This window comes from Pseudomonas sp. P1_F7 (assembly GCF_056405655.1).
This window is the reverse complement of the sequence record NZ_JBFUBR010000013.1, coordinates 157,043-174,328: the sequence shown is the minus strand read 5'-3', so window position 1 is coordinate 174,328 and position 17,286 is coordinate 157,043. Positions and strand designations below refer to the sequence as shown.

The 17,286-nt window shown below is 61.2% G+C and carries 14 protein-coding genes; all 14 read right to left on the bottom strand.

Translation table 11 applies throughout. From position 1 onward, the window contains the following. Positions 1 to 25: 25 nt before the first annotated feature. The 14 genes from AC1D1M_RS20280 to alg8 all read right to left on the bottom strand — a co-directional run bounded on the left by AC1D1M_RS20280 (position 26) and on the right by alg8 (position 17,126). Positions 26 to 424 (bottom strand): DUF4440 domain-containing protein, encoded by a 399-nt coding sequence (locus AC1D1M_RS20280; protein WP_477776997.1) that lies wholly within the window; start codon positions 422 to 424, stop codon positions 26 to 28. Between the two features lie 57 nt (positions 425 to 481). Then, positions 482 to 1,306: an SDR family oxidoreductase gene (locus AC1D1M_RS20275; RefSeq protein WP_477776996.1), complete on the bottom strand. Its 825-nt coding sequence runs from the start codon at positions 1,304 to 1,306 to the stop codon at positions 482 to 484. Positions 1,307 to 1,339: 33 nt separating this feature from the next. Further along, on the bottom strand, positions 1,340 to 1,804 hold the full coding sequence (locus tag AC1D1M_RS20270) for a multidrug transporter (protein WP_477776995.1): 465 nt from the start codon (positions 1,802 to 1,804) through the stop codon (positions 1,340 to 1,342). Positions 1,805 to 2,022: 218 nt separating this feature from the next. Next, positions 2,023 to 3,474, bottom strand: a complete 1,452-nt coding sequence (locus AC1D1M_RS20265; protein WP_477776994.1) for a mannose-1-phosphate guanylyltransferase/mannose-6-phosphate isomerase — start codon at positions 3,472 to 3,474, stop codon at positions 2,023 to 2,025. 187 nt (positions 3,475 to 3,661) lie between these two features. Next, on the bottom strand, positions 3,662 to 4,318 hold the full coding sequence (locus AC1D1M_RS20260) for an alginate O-acetyltransferase AlgF (protein WP_477776993.1): 657 nt from the start codon (positions 4,316 to 4,318) through the stop codon (positions 3,662 to 3,664). 14 nt (positions 4,319 to 4,332) lie between these two features. Next, complete coding sequence (locus tag AC1D1M_RS20255) at positions 4,333 to 5,508, bottom strand: alginate O-acetyltransferase (RefSeq protein ID WP_477776992.1); 1,176 nt, start codon at positions 5,506 to 5,508, stop codon at positions 4,333 to 4,335. A gap of 11 nt (positions 5,509 to 5,519) precedes the next feature. Next, positions 5,520 to 7,085 (bottom strand): MBOAT family O-acyltransferase, encoded by a 1,566-nt coding sequence (locus AC1D1M_RS20250; protein ID WP_477776991.1) that lies wholly within the window; start codon positions 7,083 to 7,085, stop codon positions 5,520 to 5,522. Between the two features lie 215 nt (positions 7,086 to 7,300). Beyond that, positions 7,301 to 8,353, bottom strand: a complete 1,053-nt coding sequence (locus tag AC1D1M_RS20245; RefSeq protein ID WP_477776990.1) for a mannuronate-specific alginate lyase — start codon at positions 8,351 to 8,353, stop codon at positions 7,301 to 7,303. Between the two features lie 8 nt (positions 8,354 to 8,361). Continuing rightward, positions 8,362 to 9,813: an alginate O-acetyltransferase gene (locus AC1D1M_RS20240; RefSeq protein ID WP_477776989.1), complete on the bottom strand. Its 1,452-nt coding sequence runs from the start codon at positions 9,811 to 9,813 to the stop codon at positions 8,362 to 8,364. A 10-nt stretch (positions 9,814 to 9,823) separates the two neighbouring features. Beyond that, on the bottom strand, positions 9,824 to 11,413 hold the full coding sequence (gene algG / locus AC1D1M_RS20235) for a mannuronan 5-epimerase AlgG (protein WP_477776988.1): 1,590 nt from the start codon (positions 11,411 to 11,413) through the stop codon (positions 9,824 to 9,826). Between the two features lie 26 nt (positions 11,414 to 11,439). Then, entirely contained in the window at positions 11,440 to 12,924 is a 1,485-nt protein-coding gene (locus AC1D1M_RS20230) for an alginate export family protein (protein ID WP_477776987.1), read from the bottom strand. Beyond that, positions 12,921 to 14,423 (bottom strand): alginate biosynthesis TPR repeat lipoprotein AlgK, encoded by a 1,503-nt coding sequence (algK, locus tag AC1D1M_RS20225; RefSeq protein WP_477776986.1) that lies wholly within the window; start codon positions 14,421 to 14,423, stop codon positions 12,921 to 12,923. Before algK ends, AC1D1M_RS20230 begins: the two co-directional genes overlap by 4 nt. 15 nt (positions 14,424 to 14,438) lie before the next feature. After that, positions 14,439 to 15,608 carry an alginate biosynthesis protein Alg44 gene (locus AC1D1M_RS20220; protein WP_057713387.1) on the bottom strand — a complete coding sequence of 390 codons (1,170 nt, stop codon included), beginning with the start codon at positions 15,606 to 15,608 and terminating at the stop codon, positions 14,439 to 14,441. Between the two features lie 36 nt (positions 15,609 to 15,644). After that, on the bottom strand, positions 15,645 to 17,126 hold the full coding sequence (gene alg8, locus AC1D1M_RS20215) for a mannuronan synthase (RefSeq protein WP_437128365.1): 1,482 nt from the start codon (positions 17,124 to 17,126) through the stop codon (positions 15,645 to 15,647). Positions 17,127 to 17,286 lie beyond the last annotated feature (160 nt).

Sequence of the window (17,286 nt, the reverse complement as noted above, 5' to 3'; positions counted from 1 at the left end):
GGTCCGTCAGACAGGCGTCGGGCGTTCACTCCTTGCAAAATGTCTCATGCAAATGCCGCCAAATCACCCGGCCATCGACTTGCTTCTCGAACACCACGGTGGAGCGACGATCCGAGTGCAGTCCGGTCGCATCGGTCTGTTGCTCGCGGTAACTCACGGTCGCGCCGCCGTCGTACAGCGCAATACCGTGTAACTCGCTGAGCTCGATGCGGAACCCGAGCTTCTTGCCGCCCGCCAACGTGAACAATTCGTTCAGCGCGTCAAAATCCAGCACCCGGCCGAGCGGTGAGACCATGGAGAACTGCGGCGAAAACCGTGTCAGCAGTATTTCGAGTTCGGATGTGTCGCGTTCTTCGGCCAGCCATTGTTCGATGGCCACATGGGCCTGGATCACTTCTTCGAAGTATTCGGTGTAGTCGGTCATGCTAGCGTTTCCCGGAGTTTTGCAGTGTTGGTGCTGGCGATTGCAGGCGACGCGGTCTCAGAGCTGCCCACGCAACCCGAACCGCTTCATCAACCCCGATTCCAGCAGCCCCTTGGGCAACAGTCCGGCGAGCAACGGCAACGCGCGGCTGCCATTGCCCAGGCGAATCAGTCGCGGTGGCTTGTCCTGCTGCACAGCCTTGAGCAAACCGGCGGCGAATTCATTGGCCGGGGTCGGGTTGTCCTGAGAGGCTTTGGCCCGGGCGCGTATGCCTTCGCGCAGCGGAAACCATGGCGACTGTTCGCTGATCAGTTGCTCGGCTTCGTGCCCGGCATTCCTGGCGAAACTGGAAGCGATGGCTCCCGGCTGGACTTCCATGACCCGCACACCGAACGGCGCCAGTTCCATGCGCAGGGCATCAGTCAAGGCATGCACGGCAGCTTTCGAGGCGCAGTAGGCGCCAGCAAATGGCGTGACCAAAACACCGGACACGCTACCGATATTCACCACCAGTCCTTTGGCCCGGCGCAGCACCGGGAACAAGGCGCGGGTGACGCCGACGATGGCGAACACATTGGTTTCGAACTGGCGTTGCATGGCCGGTACGCCGCCATCGAGCAGCGGCCCCATGGCGCCATAACCTGCGTTGTTGATCAGCACGTCGAGACCACCGCGCTCCTGGTTGATGCGCTCGCTCAACTGCTCAAGGGCAACACCGTCGTTTACGTCAAGTTGCACGGCGGTAAATCCGGCAGCGCTCAGCATGGCGACATCTTCGGCCTTGCGCGCACTGGCCCAGACTTCATAGCCGGCGACCTTGAACGCATCGGCAAGGGCACGGCCAATGCCGCTGGAACAACCGGTAATCAACGCAACGGGCATGGCGCATTCCTTGTGCAAAAAATGGGGGAGGGGTCAGTCGGAAAAACTACCCTGCAATCGCTCGGCGCGAAACTCCAGGGTTTCCGGACGGTAGCCAGGGCGTAGTGGCGGCAGCGGCAAACAGTCTTCCCAGTTGCCACCGGCCTGCAATTCGCCGGGGCCACGATAGCGCGGGGCGGTGTATTGATTGTCGGCCAGGTTCACCGTATCGCCCGGTGCATAGGCCGCAACCCGCCAGCGCAGCTCGGTTAGCGGCACGTCATTGCCATTGTTCAGGGTCAATTGCAGTGGCCGGTCGGCGGGACACTGCTGCGGCGCATAACTGATGCGCAACTCCAGGCGTTGCAGTTGCTTGAGCTCGCGGTGGTCCATCCAGATGACCCAGGTGGCGACGATGCCCAGCCCCGCGGCAGCCGCCAGGGATACGGGCAAGGCCTTGGCCGGATAGCGCAGTAACAGGATCACCCAAGTGATGACCAGCAGGACGCCGATGAACATGACGTGAAATCTCGGGAATAGAGAGGGTCATCCTACCTAAGCGCAGGGGAGGTTGGCGATGGGCGATTCGGTGGTGTGCTGACTGGCCCCATCGCGAGCTTGCTCGCGATGAGGTCAGGCAAGGCAATAAAAAAACCAGTGCAAAAAAAGCCCCCGCCCAGCCTGCTGCGGATAGGGAACGCAGCAGGCCGGACGAGGGCTTCTTGTTTTACTGAACGTTACTGCGCGATGGTTTTCACCGACACGCCACGCTCAACCGGCGTCGAGCGCCCGTAGATATCTTCAAACCGCTCGATATCGTCTTCACCCAGGTAGCTGCCCGATTGAACTTCGATGATCTCCAACGGAATCTTCCCCGGGTTACGCAGGCGATGCACCGAAGCAATCGGAATGTAGGTCGACTGGTTCTCGGTCAGCAGGAACACGTTCTCGTCACAGGTCACCTCGGCGGTGCCGCTGACCACGATCCAGTGTTCGGCGCGGTGGTGGTGCATCTGCAGCGACAGGCACGCGCCCGGCTTGACCGAGATGTGCTTGACCTGGAAGCGCCCGCCCATGTCCACCGAGTCGTAGGAGCCCCACGGACGATAGACTTCGCAGTGGTTCTGGGTTTCGCTGCGGCCCTGTTCGTTGAGGGTGTTGACCATCTGCTTCACGCCTTGGACCTTGTCCTTGTGGGCGATCATCATGGCGTCCTTGGTTTCCACCACGACGATGTTTTCCAGGCCGATCACCGACACCAGTTTGCCGTTGCCGTGGATCATGCAGTTTTTACTGTCCTGGATCACCACGTCGCCTTTGGTGACGTTGCCGTTGGCGTCTTTTGCATTGACTTCCCACAGCGACGACCAGCAACCGACATCGCTCCAGCCAGCGGTCAGCGGCACGACGCAGGCGCGTCGGGTTTTTTCCATCACCGAGTAGTCGATGGAATTGTCCGGGCAGCAGGCGAAGGTGGCTTCGTCAAAGGTGATGGTGTCGGCATCTTGCTTGCTGCGTTCCAGGGTCAGCAGGCAGGTGTCGTAGATGTCCGGATCGTGCTTCTTCAACTCTTCGAGGAAGCGGCTGGCGCGGAACAGGAACATGCCGCTGTTCCAGAAGTAACCGCCGGACTGGACGAACTCGGTGGCGCGCTTCACGTCGGGTTTTTCGACGAAGTGCGAGACGCGGCTGACGCCTTCAGGCAGCAGCGAGTCGTTGGTTGACTTGATGTAGCCATAACCGGTTTCCGGCTTGGTGGCCGGCACGCCGAACAGCACCATTTCACCGTTTTCGGCGGCGACGGTGGCCAGGGCCAGGGCGCGCTGCAGGGCTTTTTGGTCTTCCAGCACGTGGTCGGCTGGCAGTACCAGCATCAGCTCGTCGCGACCTTCACTGATCAGCATCATCGCGGTCAGGGCCACGGCCGGCGCGGTGTTACGGCCGAACGGTTCCATCAGGATGCGTTGGGTTTCCAGTTTGCGTGCGGCCAACTGCTCGTTGACGATGAAGCGGTGGTCTTTGTTGCAGACCACGATTGGCGAGTCCATGCCTTCGAACACCAGGCGTTCCAGGGTTTGCTGGAAGAGGGTGTGTTCGCCGGTCAGGGCCAGGAACTGCTTAGGGAATTGTTTACGGGAAAGCGGCCAAAGACGTGAGCCACTACCACCTGACAAGATCACCGGAATCATGTTGTTACTCCTTGAATATCGATTGGTTAGAGCTACTGCGTTCTGTCGTTTCACTCTTGTTTTTGTTCCGTGTCCGGATTGACGCCTCGGTCCTTGTGGGAGCTGGCTTGCCTGCGATGGCGGTCTCAAGGGCCTCATCGCGGGCAAGCCCGCTCCCACAGGGATTGGGTCAAGCCAGACGAATGTATTAGCGCGTCGACACCGGGCGTTTCACCCAGACCGGCGACAGGCTGCTGCCGCTGCCGGTGACGTACAGCACCGCGGCTTCACCGCGTTCCAGCGCGACCGGTTTCACGTCGCCGACTTTCGTGGCGCCGTCATAGAGCGCCAGGCTGACTTTCACCGGGTTGATTTCACGCTCGCCACGACCCTTGGGCGCAACGTTCGGGACCACGTCGGTCTTGCCATCGGCGGTCTTCAGGGTCAGCGCCTTGTCGCTGAGGTTTTGCACGCGTACCAGGGACTTCTGCTTGTTCTTGAACGGCGGCTCTTCGATCAGTTGCGGTGCGCCGCTGGCGTTGTTGACCAGGGTGTAATAGTGGTCGCCGGCCAGTTTCACCGGCAGGGACTGGCTGCCGACCTTGGCGCTGTAGTCGCCGCCCGGCATGAAGCTGAAGTCACTGCTCGACAGTGGCGCGACATCGCTCAGGTTGGTGCTGCCGACGGTGGCGCTGACTTCGGCGTTGCTGGCGTTGTAGATGCGCACGAAGGTCGAGCCTTTCGGTGCGGTCGGGCCGTACAGGGCGGCGTCGCCACCGGCGAAAGCCTGTACCGACAGCACGCTGAGGCCGGCAACCAGGGCAAAGCGTTTGGCGAGACGACGCGGAGTTGTAGTGAAAGTCATGGTGTACCTCTCTTTCAGTTTTGCGCCCGGTCGGGCGTCTCGGATTTGTTGTTGATGGCTACGTTTTGTTGGCGCGCGCCGGCTTGTTTAAGCTCTGCGACCCACTGCGGGTCGGCGTCGCCGATTTCGTTGTTCACGGGCAGATATCGTTCAGGGAACTCCCAGATCAGCACCTGTGGCGGGCTGTTCTTGAAGGCATCGCTTTTCAGGTAGCTGAGCATCGGCAGAATCGGGCCATGGCCGTCTTCGGCGTAATTGACCACGTCGCTGTGCAGCGCCTGCTTGAGCGCACCGACGAAGTTCCAGTTGGGGTTGGCGCTGTAGCTGGTGCCGATCAGGGCCACCGGTACTTCGGTGTTGGCGAACAGCGCGTCGTCGCCGGCGGGCTGATCTTCAGCCGCGACCGTATTGCGCTTCTGCAAGGTTTCTTGCTTGGGCATCAGGTTTTCGAACAGCGGGTCCAGTGGCAGGAACAGACGCAGGTCGCCCTTGTGCGTAATGGTCTCCGCCGGTTCAGTGACGAAGCGCTGCGGCTCGCCGCTCAGCGGGTACTGGTCCGCAATGGTTTTGGCCAGACGGTTGGCGGCGATCTCGGCGCCTTGCGGCGTCCAGTGGGTGTCGGTGCGCAGGAACACTTGTTGACCATCCTGCTTGGCCTGTTGCAGCGGGCCGAGCAGGTCAGGGGCCGGAATCCGGTCGGCGGCCAGGCGCTGGTGGAAGTCCTTGTAGAGGTTGGCGTGGATGCTCGCCGGTTTCACTTCACCGAGGTGTTCCGGGTACAGGCGCACCTTGGCCGGCACCACCGCCATCACCAGTTGCACGCCTTTTTCCTTCAAGGTCTGGCGTACGCCTTCGACCAGCGCGTAGTTGCCTTGCAGGTTCAGCTCTTCGTTGACCACCGGGTGGAATTCTTCATCGCTGTACAACCACTGGTCGCGACCGAGCACCACGCCCGGACGACCTTCGTTGAACAGTTTGAAATCCAGCGCGGCCCAGAGGTTGGTGCCCAGGCGCTTGATCGGGAACTCGTCGTCGTAGTGCGTTTCCACGGCCTTGGTCCAGCGACCGTTGAGCACCGTCGCATCGGCGTTGGTGCTGAAGCCGAAGAAGCTGCGCACCGACCACAGACCGAGCACCAGCAGGGTCACCAGGAACAGCGCGATGTAGAAGATGCGTAATGAGCGGGTCATGGTCAGATCCCTCAGAACTGGAAGTAAAGGAACGGCGAGAAGCTTTGCGCCGAGAGTTTGAGAATCGAGGCGATGAACAGCAGCAGCACCAGCGCGCGCATCACGTAACGCGACCAGTCAGCGGTCCAGTAGGCCGGCTGCACCTGGGCTTCGACGCCGACGGTGTAGCCAGGCTGATGGATGCTCGCCGGGTTATCCCCAGGCACGGCCTTGATCGTTCCCGGTGTCGCAGCGGCCGGGCCATCTGCATCGACGTTCACGGCAGGCTTGGTCTTGACCGGAGGCTGATTGGTGTAGAAATCGCGCAGGCCGAAGAACGCCAGGGTCACGTAAGCCACGATCAGCGTTGCCACTTGCAGGCCTGTGAGGCTGGCCTGGTTGAGTTCCGACAGCGACCAGTCGCCGAAGCTGAACATCGCGCCGTACATGCGCCCGGCGACGTGCAGGTTCTCTGCGCGGAAGATCACCCAGCCCATCACCACCAGCAGGAAGGTCAGCGCCCAGCGGATCGGGTTGAAACTGCGTGGCGAGGTGTTCAGGCCGATGGCTTTTTCAATCGCCAGCCACATGCCGTGCCACGCACCCCAGACGATGTAGGTGATGTTCGCGCCGTGCCACAGACCACCGAGCAGCATGGTCAGGAACAGGTTGCGATAGGTCATCAGCGTGCCCTTACGGTTACCGCCGAGGGTGATGTACAGATAGTCACGCAGCCAGGTCGACAGGCTGATGTGCCAGCGCCGCCAGAACTCGGTGATCGACTGGCTGACATACGGCTGCTTGAAGTTTTCCATGAAGCGGAAACCCATCATCAGGCCCAGGCCGATGGCCATGTCGCTGTAACCGGAGAAGTCGAAATACAGCTGCGCGGTGTAGGCCAGCGCACCGAGCCAGGCATCGCCAGTGGTCGGGTTTTGCAGGGCGAAGCAGTGGTCGGCCACCACCGCCAGGGTGTCGGCGATGAAGACTTTCTTGATGAAACCCTGCATGAACCGCGTGCAGCCCTCGGAGAACTTGTCGAGGGTGTGGGTGCGGTTGTTGAACTGGTCAGCCAGGTCGCGGAAACGCAGTACAGGGCCGGCGATCAGGTGCGGGAAAATCGCCACGAACGCCGCGAAGTCGATCAGGTTACGGGTCGCCGGGGTGTCGCCACGGTAGACGTCGATGATGTAGCTGATGGACTCGAAGACGTAGAACGAGATCCCGATCGGCAGCAGCACGTGGGTCAGGATGAACGGCTCCAGGCCCACCGATGTCATCATCGCGTTGATGCTGTCGACGCCGAAGTTGGCGTACTTGAAGTAGCCGAGGATGCACAGGTCGACGGCCACGCCGAGCAGCAGCCAGCGCTGCGCCGGTTTGGTCCTGACCCCGGCGGCACCGACTTTCAGGCCGATCCAGTAGTTCCACAGCGTGACGCCGGCGAACAGTGCGAGGAAGTCCACACGCCACCAGGCGTAGAACACGTAACTGGCAATCAGCAGCAGCAGATTGCGATAGCGTTGCCCGCTCAGGTAGTACAAGCCGAGAAAGATCGGCAAGAACAAAAACAGGAACACGTTGGACGAAAAAACCATCCCGATCTCTCCTTGTTTGAACCAACAGTCAAGGGCCAACGGCCCCCCCAAACCCCCCATGGAAAAACTGGGGGGCATCACACACAAAACTCACTTTCGACACCGACCCTGTGGGAGCGAGCTTGCTCGCGATGAGGGTGTGTCAGTCGACATCGATGTTGAATGTCAGACCGCTATCGCGAGCAAGCTCGCTCCCACAGTTTTTGTGTCTGTTTTCAAGAACCCTTGCTGCCTTTTTCATTGGCCGGGTCGTAGACCTTGGTCAGGTCACCGCCAAGGCGGAAGGTCTTGAACGGTTGCATCTTGTGCTTCGTCGCCAGCACCTCGGGCGAGCAGGTGTAGAGCGAGCAGAACGGTTCGAGCCAGGCGAACTTCATGTCCTCTTTCAGGTCGGTCATGTCCTGTTCCTTGCCGTTCTTTTCCTCGAATTCATCCGGGTCCTTCACCCCGGACAGCACCCGATCACCCAGGCGCTTGAGTGCGCCATTGTTTTCCTGACGCAAGTCCACTCCGTTGACCTGGGCGAAACTGGCGATCATCGCCAGCGGCGGCAGGGCGTAGTTGTGGTAGGCCAGCGCCCGTTGCTGGCGCTTGAGTTCGTTGGGCAGGTAGCCGTCGGCGTCGACCTGGTTGGCGCCGACTTTGTATTCCTTCACCGCCCAGTCGAACAGGTCGCGGCGGTTGGTGGCGACGGAGGTCGCCATTACCGACCACGCCGCCCAGTACGAGTGGTTGTTGGTCATGTCGAGCGGCAAGTTGTCCCAGTCGCTGACCACGTCGGAAAATTTCAGGCGGATATACGCCGAAGCCATGCTGCCCAAGGCCCATTTGCGCATCGACTTGCCGGTGTGGTTGAAGTCCTTGGACATCAGCGCGTCGGCTTGGGCCCAAGCCGTCAACCAGCTCAACGTGCATTCCAGTTGTTCCGGGCGACCGTCACGCATGAACTGCATCACGCGCTTGCTGGTGCCGCGCTCGATCTTGGTGATGTCGGCGGTGCTTTCGCGGAAGGCTTTTTCCGACTGCACGTTCAGGGTCGCGCGGGACTTGTCCGAACCTTCGTACTTGCTGCGAAATTGCAACGAGCCGGTGTAGGGCGTCGGCATCGCATCGCAGCCTTCGCTCTTGTCGCCCGTCTTGAATTTATCCACAGGCGCAAAATAGCCCTGGGGTGGACGCAGTGGCGCAGCCGCTTGCGTGGCCCCGGCGAACATCGCCAGGCTCAAGAGCGTCGGTGCCAACAGAGTTGAAAATTTCGGATAGCGCATAGCAGACCTCATTGCCCGACCGAAGCAGTACGCTGTTCGGCGCCCGGGAATACGTTGCGTTTGCAGATTTTCGCTTCGACTTTCTGTGGCGCGGCACCCGCTTGCTCCGGGCCCTGGACTTCAACGGCCAGCAGGTTCTGCGAGGCCCAGTCTTCGTCCGTGCGCAACTCGAAAGCGAAACGCCCGTCAGTCTCGGAGGTTTCCGGTTTGTCGATCTTGATGTCCTCGTGGCGACCGTTCATGTACCAGAGGGTGGCTTGCAGGGTTTTCACCGAGGTGTCGGCGAAGCGGATGTCGACCTGGTGGCTACCATTGCGCAGGTCCATATTCTTGCTGTTGACCATCAACTCGTTTTTGCCCGGCTTGAGCGTGGCGCTGCCGGACATCTGTGCATCCTTGCCTTCGCAACCGTTGTCCAGCAGCGCCATCATCTGGCGGTAGATGGTTTCCTGGTCGAGGCGGTACAGCGGCGAGAATTCCCAGATGAGAATCTTCGGCGGGTTCTTCTGGAACTCGTCGCTGCCCAGGTACTGCAGCATCGAACCTTCCAGGCCGCCGCCGGGGAACGCCACGTTGAGGATGTCGGCGCCGATGGCCTCTTCGAGGAAACCGGCGAAGTTGTAGTTCTTGCCGCTGTGGGAGGTACCCACGAGGGTGATTTGCGGATTGCCGGAATCACCGAACAAATCGCCATCGCCCGCTTCGCCCTTCGGCTCGGTGGTGAACTGATCCATGTACTGGATCGCGTAGCTGGTGCCACAGAGTTGACCGGCCATGTTGTGCAAGGTTCCGGTCTTGCCCATGCGACCCGACTTTTTGGTCTCGAATTCGCGCTTGGGAATGTCGGCGAATTCAGGCAGCTGCTTGACCTTCTCGGCGACGATTTTCGCCGTGCGCTGGGCGCCGTACGGGGTCCAGTGCTGGTCGCCACGGAAGTAGAAATCGTGGGCGGGCAGGGTATCGGGCAACGACTCGTTGGTCAGTGGAGACAGGTCCGGGACGACATAGCCCATCTGCGCGAAACGACCGAGCATGGACTTGTAGTTCTGCAGCGCCTTGTCGAAGTCGAAGCTGGCTTTCTCCGCCGGGTTGAGCTTGTTGCGGTTCACCAGGCCACGGGTCGGCTGGTACACGACAACCAGTTCCACGCCTTTGCTCTTGAACGCATCGTGCAGTTGTTTCATGCGTTTGTAGCCGGCGGGCGTGGTGTCGAATTCGGTGCGCAGGTCTTCCTGGGTCCGGAACAACCAGTCGCCCTGGGCCTGCACCAGCGTGGTGAAGTTCTGCTGATAACGGGTGGTGTAGTTCTTCGGATCGTGAGCAGCCGGGCACAGGCTGCAGCACGGTTCGGCGCTGAACTTGGGCGCTTGGACTTCATCGGCACGCACGCCAGTGCTGGCCGCGAGAATGCCGGCGGTCAGGGCCGACAGGCTGAGTAATTTGATCAAGTGTGGGTGCATAAAATTATCCTCAGTCCCGCATTTCGGTCTGGCGTTCGACAGGGTCGATCAGCACGGCTTTCTGCTGGCGTACCAGCAGGTCGAGAATTTCATCCTGGCGCTCGCCGAGGATGCCGGTGAAGCTGATGCCGCTGGATTTGGCCGGCGCGAGCATCGACACGCGATACAACTCGACGCTCAGCGGCGAGTCGATGGACAGTGGCCCGCTGCCGTTGGCCGCCAGCTCACCGCCGACCACGATCAGCGACACCTGGGCATCGAACGGGTCGAGCTTGATGTCACGGTCGGTGTTGCTCAGGTCCTTGATGTGCCCGTAGACGCCGGTCAGGCCGTTGGCCATGGCGACGTTTTCGTAGAGGCGAATGTTCACACTGTTACGAATACGGATGCCGTGACGCTTGTTGCTCAGTACACGGTTGCCCCACAACAGGTTGTCGGCACTCTCGTAGAGGGTGATGCCGTCGGTGTGGTTCTGGTAGATCTCGTTGTGGGCGATCAGGTTGTTCACGCTGTTACGGTCGATCACCAGCCCCGAGAGGTGGTTGTCGTAGCTGCGGTTGTTGAAGATGAAGCTGTCGTTGACCTCACGGGAAATAATGATCCCGTGCTTCTTCTTGGTCCCGTACACCGTGTTGTCGGCAATGATCAGACCGTGGGAACGGTCATGCGGGTCGATGCCGTAGACGATGTTGTCTTTGTAGGTGTTGCCCTTGACCACGAAGTCGCGGGTTTCATAGCAGTAGAAGCCGTACCACATGTCCGAGAATTCGGAGCCGACGATCCAGCCGGTCGGTTCAGGGCGCTTGAGCACCTTGGCCATGTTCGGCGTGTACTGGGAAATACTCACGCCATAGGACTTACTGTTGGCGTAGCCGAAACTGGCGATCTTGCTGTTGGCGATGTAGGTCTCGGTGCCGCCCCAGGACAGTAGGAACGGACGGAATTCCTTCGGCGAAGTGAACGTCGCCGGGCCGTTGTCCTTCTCGCGCCAGCCAGTGATTTTGGTGTCGCGCACGAACAGCTGGCCGTCGTTGACCAGGAACGCACCGGCCTCCTGGGACAGGCGCAGTTCCTGGGTCTGCTTGTCGATTTCCAGGATGCCGTGGCGACCGACTACGATCGGCAACCGGGAGAGGAACACACCTGGCGAGGTTTCGCTGAAGTACTGCTTGGGCAGCTTCTTCGCCAGGTCCTTGAGGTTCATGTAGCCGTCGTCGACGAAGATCGCCTGGGGGATGCCGTGCTGACGCACCACCCACTCGGCCATCTTGTTGTCGCCACCGATGAAGTCCTTCAGGGCGTCTTCCTGCATCATCCGGCGCACGCTGATCTTGCCGGCCTTGCTGCGCACGATTTTCGCGGCGATGGCCTCAGCGGTGTAGCCGGAAACGTCCGGCAGTTTCGGCTTGGCCAGTTCCAGCGGCGCGGTCGGTGCGCTGCTGACGGTATAGGTCTTGGCCTGTTGCAGTTCCTTGGCGATGGTGGCCGCACGTGCCGGTTTGGCAGGCGCTGCCGGCTCCACGTTGGCGAAGGCGGCCGAGCTTGCCAGCAGCATCGCGCCGGCCAGCAAGGTGAGCGAACCTCGCTTCGAATTGTTCATGTCGGGCACTCCCTTCGCGGTTTGCATCAGAAGCGCCAGATCACGTCGATGAACGCGCGGTGCATGTACGAATCGACTTCCTTGCCGTACGCATCGCCTGGCTTGAACACGCCGCCACGGAAGCGCACCAGGGCCGAAGGCTCATCGATCGCCTGACTCATCGACGCCGGCAACAAGCCTTGCTTGAAGTACTTGGTGACCACCAGGTCCATTTCCTGACCGAGGTCTTTCTCGCCATCGTTCAGCGGCAGCGAAGTGCTGGAGAGGATCGCGCCGGTGACGTCGTCGGTATTGTTCTCGACGGCGTTGATGCCATTGCTGCCGACCGGCTTGTTGCCGTCGACGCGCCAGAACTTGTGGTAGATCAGGCTGGCGTCGTATTCGTCGTTGAGCATCCACGAACCGAACAGGGTGGCGGTCTGCATGTTGTTCATTTCGCCACGGAAGGCTTCGCCGAAACGGTGCACTCGCGAGCGGGTGCCGGTGTAGTTCGAGCGGTTGCTTTCCAGGCCGTTCTGTTCGTACTCGGCGCTGGCGCGAGCATAGGCGGCACCGACTTGCCATTGCGGATCGAGGCGCAAACGCACGCCGACATCGGTGGCCCAGCCGTTGAGGTCTTCACCGCGCTTGGCTTCAGCTGGCGACGTGCCATCGGCGTTCAGCGGGTTGACCTTGTCGATGTCGCCGCTCATGCCGGTGATGCTGCCCCAGTAATTGACGGTGTTGGTGTTGCGCCAGTTATAGGCGTCGCTGTCGGCGGTCAGGCCGAGCCAGCTGATGTCACCGTTCTGTTTCTTGTCCAGCGAATCCGTCGGTACACCCGGCTCCGGGTAGTCGAGCTTGCCGTTGTCATGGGTGTGGTGACCGCGAATGCCGACCCAGTTGCCCGGTGTCCACTGGTACGCGGCATCGGCGTAGGCGTGCAGGCGATCCTTGTCTTGCGGCGACAGCTCTTTGAGGTCGGTGCGGTACTCGCTGAAGCGTTCGGCGATACCGGCGTTGGCGCGCAGCAGGGTGGTGTCGAAAGTCCAGTTCAGGGCTTCGATGTTGGTGTCACGCCATTGGCCATCGTCATTGCGCAGGCGCTGACGACCGAGTTTCAGGATCTCGCCGGGGTAGGGCGTGAAGCCGCTGTAGCCGACCCAGAATTCACGCATGGCCAGGTAGTTTTTCTTGGTCTGGCGATCATTGTTGTCGGTGTTTTCGGCGCCATCGGATTGTTGCAGGGTGTCGGTCTCGATGATGTCGGTGGACGTCACCGCCTGACCCATGGCGTAGGCGCTCCACGCGCCGCTTTCGCCGTAGACCCACGGACGCAGGTCGAGGCCGACGCCGTTGACGTCGCCGCCAGGAGCGGTGCCGAGGTCGCGGTCGTCTTCGGACTGGCCGGTGATTTTCACGTCCAGGCCGAAGTTCTTGGTTTCTTCAGTCATCGCAGCAAGCGTCGGGCAAGACCAGATCAGCGCGAATGTCAGGCCAATGCCGGCCTTCATGAATGGATTCAACTTCATTGGGATTCCTCGCCATCTTCTTCTTGCAGGGCATGCAGTTCCGGCGTGTTCGGGCTCAGGGCACCGCGCACGGCCTGTTCTTGTTTCAACAGGCGTTGGGCTTCAGCCAACCGGTCGGGCGGCAGTTGCGTTTGGATTGTTTGCGCAAGCTCGGTGGCTTGCGGAGTGTTCTGGGCCAGGGCCAATTGGCTGAAGACGTAGGCGTTCAGCGGATCAGGCTTGGTGCCCTTGCCTTGGGAAAACAGTTGGGCGATGGCGAAGTCGGCGCTGTTCTGGCCGTTTCGCGCAGCGGTCAACAGATGGTCGAGGGCCTTCTGCGGATAGACCTTGCCCAGGTAACCACGGCGATAGATCTGGCCGAGGTAGTAATCGGCAGCGACTTCACGGCCGACGGCTTTCTGGAAATGCTCTTCGGCGACCTTGGCGTCGGCCGGCACCAGTTTGCCTTCGAAGTAGAGCTTGCCCAGCAACAGTTCGGCGCGGGGCTGGTCGGCGGCGCGGCCGTTGTCCAGGTACTTCATCATCTGGTCGACGTCGCCCAGTTCGGGGAAGTCGTAGAGCAGTTGCGCAAGAGTGACCCACGACGCCGGGTAGCCCGGTGCGATCGGTTCGAGCAGCGACTGGGCGGTTTTCTCGTCGGTCTTGCCCAGGGTCGCATCGGCGAGCACGCGGGCGACGCTGTCGACGCGTTGCGCCGAAACGGTGCCGCGGGCGTGAGCTGCTTGCATCTGTTTGATCAGCTCGGCCTGTTGCTCAGGCTTGGCCTGTTTCTGATAGACCGTGGCCAGTTCGACGTAGCAGATGTCGCTGGTGTTGAGCGCGGCTTTGCAGATTTTTTCCACGTCATCCAGATGCTGGTCGTAGGTGCCCTGGGTGCGATAGAGCAGCACCTGCGCCAGACCTGCTTCCGGTTTGTTCTCGGCACGCCATTGGCTGATCTGCTGCTGAGCGTTCACGTTAGGGAAGCTGTGCGGGTATTGCAGGTACAGCATCGCCAACGGGATCAGCGTGTTGCCTTCGCCTGCGGCGGCGGCTTTTTTCAACAGGGTTTCGGCTTCGTGTTGTTCCGCTTCGGTGGAGCCGGGCTTGGCCACCAGCAAGCGACCGAGGCGCGCCTGGGCGCGCGGCGAAACGTTGGCCGCGGCGCGGTAAGTCGCCTCGGCCTGTTTCATCTGCGCCGGGTCGCGGCTGTCGACCTGGATATCGGCGAGACCGACCTGGGCTTCGCTGTAGCCCAGGTCTGCCAGTTGCCGATAGTTCGCCGCGGCGGTGGTGGTATCACCACGCTTGAGGGCTTCGTTGGCCAGGCGCTGGTCGGGCAGGCCGGCGCAACCGCTGAGGCTGACCGCCAGGGCTAGCGAACAGAACGCAAATCCCATGTGGGAGCGAGCTTGCTCGCGATGCGGCTGGCTCGGTGCATCAGACAGACCGCGTCGATCCCATCGCGAGCAAGCTCGCTCCCACAGGGTCGGCGGTGTGTTGAGGGTTGGAGTAGTCACAGGCATGTCCTCGACTTAAAGACCGACAGCCATGGCTTTGTCGATCAGCCAGTTCAGGTTCGGGCCACGGTCGCTGTTGACTTCCACCGGGCGGCCGGCGAGGGAGCTGTCCAGGGTTTCGTCCGGCTGGATCAGTACGCGGATGTCCGAAGACAGGTCGGCGCTTTTCAGGCTGGTGCTGCTGACAATCTTGCCGGTGCGGCTCTTGTCCTCGCCGGCGATCTGGAAACGCACCGAAGTACCCGGGCGCACGTCGCCGAACTGGCGATAGGAGAAGCGCGCTTCAACATTGGCTTCGCTGTTGCGCGGCACCAGTTGGAAGATCACGTCGCCCTTGCTGGCGTACTGACCGTTGGCGACCATTTGCTGGGCCACGGTGCAGTCGCAAGGCGAGGTCAGGGTGCCGGTCATCTGCTTGCCGAACAGTTCTTCAACCTTGGCCGGCTGCAGTTGGTCTTCGTCCAGATGGCCCTTGAGCACGTCGAGCATGCTGGTGCTGAAGGTCGCCAGCGGTGCTCCCTTGGCGGCCACGCCGTCGGCTTTCACCAGGCTCTGCACGGTGCCGTCGCGGGGCATGGTGATGTTCACGCCCGGCACGCTGACCAGACCAGCCTGTGCGTGGCTGACGAAGTACATGCCATACACCGATTTGAAGACAAAGCCGAATGCAGCCACGCCGACAACGAAGATCCCCAGGCTGAAGGTCACGGCTTTCAGGCGTCCGAACGCGGACATGCCGTGGCCGCCGTCCTTGACCTTGCGCGCCTTGGTGAAGTTGTCGCGCTGCAGGGTCGCCAGCATTTCACCCACGCTGACGATGTCGCCAGCCAGGTGCGAAGTGATCAGGTGGCGCAGGGTCGAGATGTCCCGTGGTTCCAGGTTCTGGAACTGGCAGCCGGCGCGTCCGGTCTCGCGGTCGAAGGAGCGGACCTGCAACTCGACGTCCATGGCCAGGCCGAGGTTGTCGATGACGAATTGCAGGCGGGCCTTGTACACGTCACCCATCTTCAGCGGCAACTGACCGGCGTTGAACGCCAGGCCACCGGCGGACAGGTCGATCACCCGGGCTTCGACCGGCGTCCGGTCAGGGCCGAAGAAACGCAACTTGGCCGGGATTTTCACTCGGGCGTGTTGGCGCTGGGCTTCGGATTCGTGCACTACGTTGGCGTTGACGGCGGTATTCATAGGGGGCGTTTTCCTAGTTAATTCAGGCGGGTTCGGTCAGACCATCAACAGCAGCACGGCGACAAAAATGCTGCCGGCAGAGAAGGTCATGGTCCGAGACGACCAGGTGTTGAACCAACGTTGAAAGCTGGCGAGATCACGGGTCAGAGAAGTGGGTTGGCGAGTCCAGGACTGTTGGTCGAGGCGGAAGAACACGTAGATCTTCACCAGCGCGCCGACGATCTGGTTGTAATAGAGAATCGCCGGGTAGGCCGGGCCGATCCGGTGTCCGGAGCACGACAGCAACAAGGTCAGGATGAACCGGGTGATGCCGATCCACAGCAGGTACACCAGGATGAACGCGGTGCCGTACTTGAAGCTGGCGATCAACGCCACAGTCAGGCCCAGCAGCGAGGTCCACATCGACACGCGCTGGTCGAACAGCACCACCGAAGTGAACACGCCGAGGCGTTTGATCCCCAGGCCCAGGGCACGGGAATTCTGCCGCAGGTTGTTGCCGTACCAGCGGAACATCAGTTTGCGGCTGGCCTTGATGAAGCTCTTTTCCGGCGGGTGTTCAACGGTGTTGATCGCCGCGTCGGGCACGTAGAACGTGTCGTAGCCCAGGCGCATCAGGCTGAACCAGCTCGACTTGTCATCGCCGGTAAGGAACTTGAAGCGACCCAGGCGCCAGTGTTGCAGCGAGTCGCTTTCCACATCGGCGATGAAATCCGGGTTGGTGACCACGGTGGCGCGGAACACCGACATGCGGCCGGTCATGGTCAGCACGCGCTTGGACAAGGCCATCGAGCACATGTTGATGTGGCGCTGGGCGAAACGCAGCTTGTGCCATTCGCTCATGATGTAGCCGCCGCGCACTTCGCAGAATTCGTTGGTGGTCAGGCCGCCGACGTTGCCGAACAGCTGGAACCACGGCACGGTCTTGAGCACCACGCCTTCGGCCAGCACGGTGTCGCCATCGATCACCGCGACCACGGCGCGATCGTCCGGCAGGTGCCGGGAGATGGCGCGGAAGCCGTAGGCCAGGCCATCGCGTTTGCCGGTGCCGGGAATGCGCACGAAGTCGAGCTTCACCCGGGACGGCGGGTTCATCCGGTTCCACAGGCTTTTCACCAGCAGCTCATCGGACATTTCCACGATGGAGCAGACCACGGTGGTCGGTAGGCCGCAGTCGATGGCTTCGCGGATCACCGAGCTGTAGACCTGCGCAGTGGTCAGGGCATCGATACGGAAGCTGGTGACCATCAGGAATACATGGGACGGGTCAGCCGCTTTGCCCAGCTTGCGCACTTTGCGTCGCAGGTAGGGGTAGACGATGTACAGAAAAATCATGCCGCGCACAAAGTGGGTGGCACCCATCGAGTAGCGCCAGATACCCACGGCGCCAATCAGGAAAATGAAGTCCTTCGACTCGGAGTCGAACGTGGACACGGGCAACGCCATGGCGAGGCCCATCAGTAAACTCAGGTAGAACAGCCAACCGGCGGCCTGGAGTAGGCCGTGCTTTAGCCTGTGCATAATCTGCATCCGTCTCAATCTCGGGCGAGCCTTTGGGGTGGCCCGATGGGGTTTTGGCAGGCGTAGAAAGCAGCCCGTAGGAGCTGCCGCAGGCTGCGATCCAGGGACCTTTGGCGCCCCTGAAGGCGCCAAAGGATCGCAGGCTTCGCCAGCTCCTACG